We start from the raw sequence: 3,816 nt of genomic DNA, 5'->3' as shown, positions 1-3,816 counted from the left end.
GGTACCACCCCTTCCCATCCCGAACAGGACCGTGAAACGACTTTGCGCCGATGATAGTGCTGCAACCAGTGTGAAAGTAGGTTATCGTCAGGCTAATTATTCGCAGAAGCCCGCTCAATTCGATTGAGCGGGCTTTTTGCTTTTCTGCGTGCCTGTTTCAGATACCAGACAAGACGAGACAAGGCCCGCCGCTCTGGAATCGCGCGATGCGCGTCGAGCTGGCGGGCCTGGCGATAATGGCGAGACCGATCGTCGCCATCCAGCCGCGTGCAAGCAGGCGCCGCCGGTAACGCCGCGGTCACGCTTGCATGAACGGCTGGGCTTGCATTCGTCTCCGTCTGCGCTCCCCCCGATATCGGAACTTCAGGTAGACGAATGCGGCCCAGTTCGTGGAATTCTGCCAGTGCCGCTTTCGCACAGGCCATGCAGGTATTATCCAGTTGCAAGCGCCCTCATCTGTTCGAAGCCTCACACAACCCCCTTGCACTGCACAACGCAAATCAGGAGCGCGGTTCGGTAACCTCGATGGGATCGCTTCGTGGCAGGAGATACCACAGTCCCACAAAGAGCAGCAGCGAAGCAACCGCGGCAACAATGCTGAGCGCAAGGCTGTCGGTCGCGAGCGACATTACCGTCAACATATCGAGCGACAGCCCGACAGCCAGTGGTATGAGCGCACCGCGGATGGATTTGCGTGAAATGCGCAGCATCCGCGACGTCGCAAGGCCGTGCTGGGCACGGTTATAGACGGCCGGCGTCATCAGCATGCCCATGGCGACAAACAGCAGGCACAGTCCCATCAGATGGCAGACTTGGGCATAGGCCGCGAGATCCGTGAAGCGTTCGTTGAATAYGGCGATCGTCTGGAAGCCGAACACCGCCTGAAGACCGGGAAGGATGCAGCGCGCTTCCTCGATAATGTCGCGCATCTCCTGGTCGTCTTTATGTTGTTGAGAAGCTTGATCGTCCATGGGATGACAGTAACGTCAAACACGGCCGTATTCAACCGGACGCACGATTGACGCCCTGCAGGACATCACGCCCGCACGATCTGCGTCTGCGAAGTCCATTGTTCCAGGCTGTGCCGCTGGATCGCGGCCGCCATCAGGTCCGGAAACAGGTCCGGCGTGCAGGCAAAGCAGGGGATGCCCATGGCGGACAGCCGGGCCGCATTGTCGCGGTCGTAGGACGGTGCGCCCGAATCGTTCAGCGCGAGCAGGGCGATCACCTGCACGCCGCTGCCGACCAGCGCGGCCGCCCGTCCCAGCATCTCCGCCTCGTTCCCGCCTTCATACAGATCGGTGATAAGCACACAGATCGTCTCGCGCGGCCGCGTCACCAGCCCCTGGCAATAGGCCAGCGCGCGATTGATGTCGGTGCCGCCGCCCAGCTGGGTGCCGAACAGGGCATCGAACGGATCAGACAGCAGTGGCGTCAGGTCGGCCACGGAGGTGTCGAACACTACCACCGAGGTGCTGACCGCCTTGATACTGGCGAGGACCGCCGCGAACACGCCCGCATACACGAAGGACGAGGCCATCGATCCGCTCTGGTCCACGCACAGCACGATGTCGCGCAGCGAACGTCCTCGGCGGCCGAAACCGATCCGCGTTTCGGGGATGATGGTGCGCAGCCAGTCGATGTCCTGATGGCGCGGCCGCAGCTTGCGGGCGGCGCGATTCAGGCTGCGCGATACGGCCTGGCGCATCGGCGCGGCCAGCTTGCGCTCCAGCTCCTCGACCACTTGCGCGACCACCTTGCGCGCCGTCGCCCTGGTCTTGTTCGCCATGACGCGGTTCAGGTTGAGCAGGGTCGCGACCAGGTGCACGTCCGGTTCCACCGCCGCCAGCATCTCCGGCTCGCACGGCATTTCGCGCAGCTCCAGGCGCTCCAGCGCATCCTTCTGCATCACCTGCACCACGCTGGACGGGAAGTATTCGCGGATGTCGCCCAGTCAGCGCGCCACCCGCGGCGCCGATGCGCCCAGCCCTCCCTTCGGACTGCCGTCCGGGCTGCCGTACAGCGCATCGAGCACGCCGTCGATGGCGGCATTCTCGACATTCAGCGGCATCGGTCCAGTGGCGTCCTGGCCCAGCACCAGCCGCCAGCGCCGCGCCGCTTCCGCACTGCGTTCGTCATTCGCCATGGATGGCCTCTTCGAGCGGCCGCGCTGCCAACAGGGTGTGCAGGACCGGCAGCACGCGCTGCGCCCAGGCCGGATCAACCGCGGTCTCGGCCGGTGTTACGCCCGATGCCGCGCCGTTGCCATGCGCGGCCCGTTCGCCGAGTTCACGGCGCTCCGGCGCGGTAAAGGTCGACACCATGCGGCGCAGCAGCGGCAGCAGTTCCGTGAAGGTGCCGGGAGGAAGCGAGGGCAGCCAGCCGTTGACGATGTTCCACAGGGCGTCGCTGTGCGCCAGCAAGGTGCCGCTGCCCTGCAGGAAGCCTTCCAGCCACTGCGCGGCGGCCAGCGGCGCCACGCCCGGCGAGCAGTGCAGAGACAACTGCTGCGCGGCGCGCTCCGCATTCCATTCGCCGTGCTCGGTCAGGATGCGTGCGCAGCGCCCGCTCAGCATCGGATGCGACAGCTCGCCGTCGAACTCCGTGCCGGGCGAGAGCTGCTGTTCGAAGCCCTGGGCGCCGGCCGCATACTGCAGCAGCAGGGCCCAGCGCGTATCCGGGCCGTGCAGCCGTGTCGCGCGCACGCGCGGGCGCTCGTCATCGAAAGTGGTCTGGGCCAGCACACGCCAGGAGCCCTCGATGCCGGRCTGGCGCAGCACCTCGTCCTGGCTCACGGTCCAGCCGAGCGGGGCGCACGTCGGCCTGCAGGGGGAGGAGGCAACTGGCCGAGGCGCTGCCAGGCTTGGGTCAGCAGGTAGATCGAGGCCAGCTCGTTGGCAACCAGGCTGTCGGCATGGCGCAGGCCCGACTGGTACAAGAAGCTGCCGGCGCGGCGGAGCCGGCGTGCGAGGGGGCCGCCTGGGAATCGGCCATGCGCGCGGCGATCCCGTCCCACATGCCCTGGCCGCGCGAGCGCACCGCGGCGAGACCTTCGCGCGCCAGATCGTGCAGCCAGGTCTGCAGTTCCCGCATGCCGGCATCGATCTTGTCTTCGCGCTTTTCTTCACGCTTGCGGGCTTGGGCCGTGGCGGCGGTGGACGCTGTCGGATCTTGTGCGATGGCGTTGTCGGCCTTCTTTTCCTGGCGTGTCTGGCGGCTGGACACCCAGTCGCCGACCCATTGCGGTTCGGCGCCGCCCGGGAATAGTGCTGGTTCGGCCGTCGACAAGAGATATAGGCCGAGCTCATGCTTGCAGGGGAATTTGCGGCTGGGACAGGTGCATTTGAAGGCGGGCCCGTTCGGGTCGACCTGGGTTTTATACGGTGTCTTGCCGCTGCCCTGGCATTCGTCCCATAGGGCGGCTGCGCTTTTGCCGAGATTCGACCACTGATGCGCTGCTGCCAACTGGCTGCCGGCCTTGGCCGAAGCTGGATCGGGTGCGAGAGCCAGGATCTGCTTAGCGTCGAGGGTCACCGATGCCCTTCTCGTGAATGATGGCGGGACTGCGTATCGATGAAAGCCACTCCACGATTATTGTTGAGTGGTCAATCGTGCGGCGTCACCGCCGGTATGCAGAGGTTCGCGCAACAGGACTTGCGTGCTCGTATGCCGTTTGCTATAGTGCGCGTCCTGCTTCTGCAGCGCAGGAAAAGCTGAACGAAATCAAGTAGTTGGGCTAGGTGTTTTGATAACACCGCTGGCGCTGAAGAAAAAGATGGAGTTGACGAGTTAAGCGAAACACTGCATAATCTCACT

At 64.7% G+C, this 3,816-nt stretch carries 6 protein-coding genes and 1 rRNA gene; 1 reads left to right on the top strand and 6 read right to left on the bottom strand.

Going from position 1 to position 3,816, the window contains the following annotated elements:
- Positions 1-93, top strand: a 5S ribosomal RNA gene (rrf, locus tag AC1DIX_RS27300); the annotation flags it as partial.
- Here rrf and AC1DIX_RS27295 read toward each other — a convergent pair.
- From AC1DIX_RS27295 to AC1DIX_RS27270, 6 genes are all read right to left on the bottom strand, one after another.
- Entirely contained in the window at positions 93-446 is a 354-nt protein-coding gene (locus tag AC1DIX_RS27295) for a hypothetical protein (RefSeq protein ID WP_477328440.1), read from the bottom strand. The two genes, rrf and AC1DIX_RS27295, sit on opposite strands and share 1 nt — an antisense overlap.
- A 54-nt stretch (positions 447-500) precedes the next feature.
- Positions 501-971 carry a DUF6328 family protein gene (locus AC1DIX_RS27290; RefSeq protein ID WP_477328438.1) on the bottom strand — a complete coding sequence of 157 codons (471 nt, stop codon included), beginning with the start codon at positions 969-971 and terminating at the stop codon, positions 501-503.
- Positions 972-1,036: 65 nt separating this feature from the next.
- Positions 1,037-1,909 carry a VWA domain-containing protein gene (locus AC1DIX_RS27285; protein WP_477328436.1) on the bottom strand — a complete coding sequence of 291 codons (873 nt, stop codon included), beginning with the start codon at positions 1,907-1,909 and terminating at the stop codon, positions 1,037-1,039.
- Between the two features lie 45 nt (positions 1,910-1,954).
- Positions 1,955-2,146, bottom strand: a complete 192-nt coding sequence (locus AC1DIX_RS27280; protein WP_477328434.1) for a hypothetical protein — start codon at positions 2,144-2,146, stop codon at positions 1,955-1,957.
- A complete protein-coding gene (locus AC1DIX_RS27275; protein ID WP_477328432.1) occupies positions 2,136-2,795 on the bottom strand; it encodes a DUF5682 family protein in 660 nt (219 codons plus the stop codon). The genes AC1DIX_RS27280 and AC1DIX_RS27275 overlap by 11 nt, the downstream gene beginning before the upstream one ends.
- A 73-nt stretch (positions 2,796-2,868) precedes the next feature.
- Positions 2,869-3,534, bottom strand: a complete 666-nt coding sequence (locus tag AC1DIX_RS27270; RefSeq protein WP_477328430.1) for a hypothetical protein — start codon at positions 3,532-3,534, stop codon at positions 2,869-2,871.
- Positions 3,535-3,816: the final 282 nt, after the last annotated feature.

It is taken from the genome of Massilia sp. 05N420, assembly GCF_056397205.1.
This window is presented reverse-complemented; position numbering and strand designations above follow the sequence as displayed.

Excerpts from the sequence above, each read along its gene's own strand:
- AC1DIX_RS27285 (WP_477328436.1), bottom strand. The coding sequence starts at position 1,909 with ATGCAGAAGGATGCGCTGGAGCGCCTGGAGCTGCGCGAAATGCCGTGC.
- AC1DIX_RS27280 (WP_477328434.1), bottom strand. The coding sequence starts at position 2,146 with ATGGCGAATGACGAACGCAGTGCGGAAGCGGCGCGGCGCTGGCGGCTG.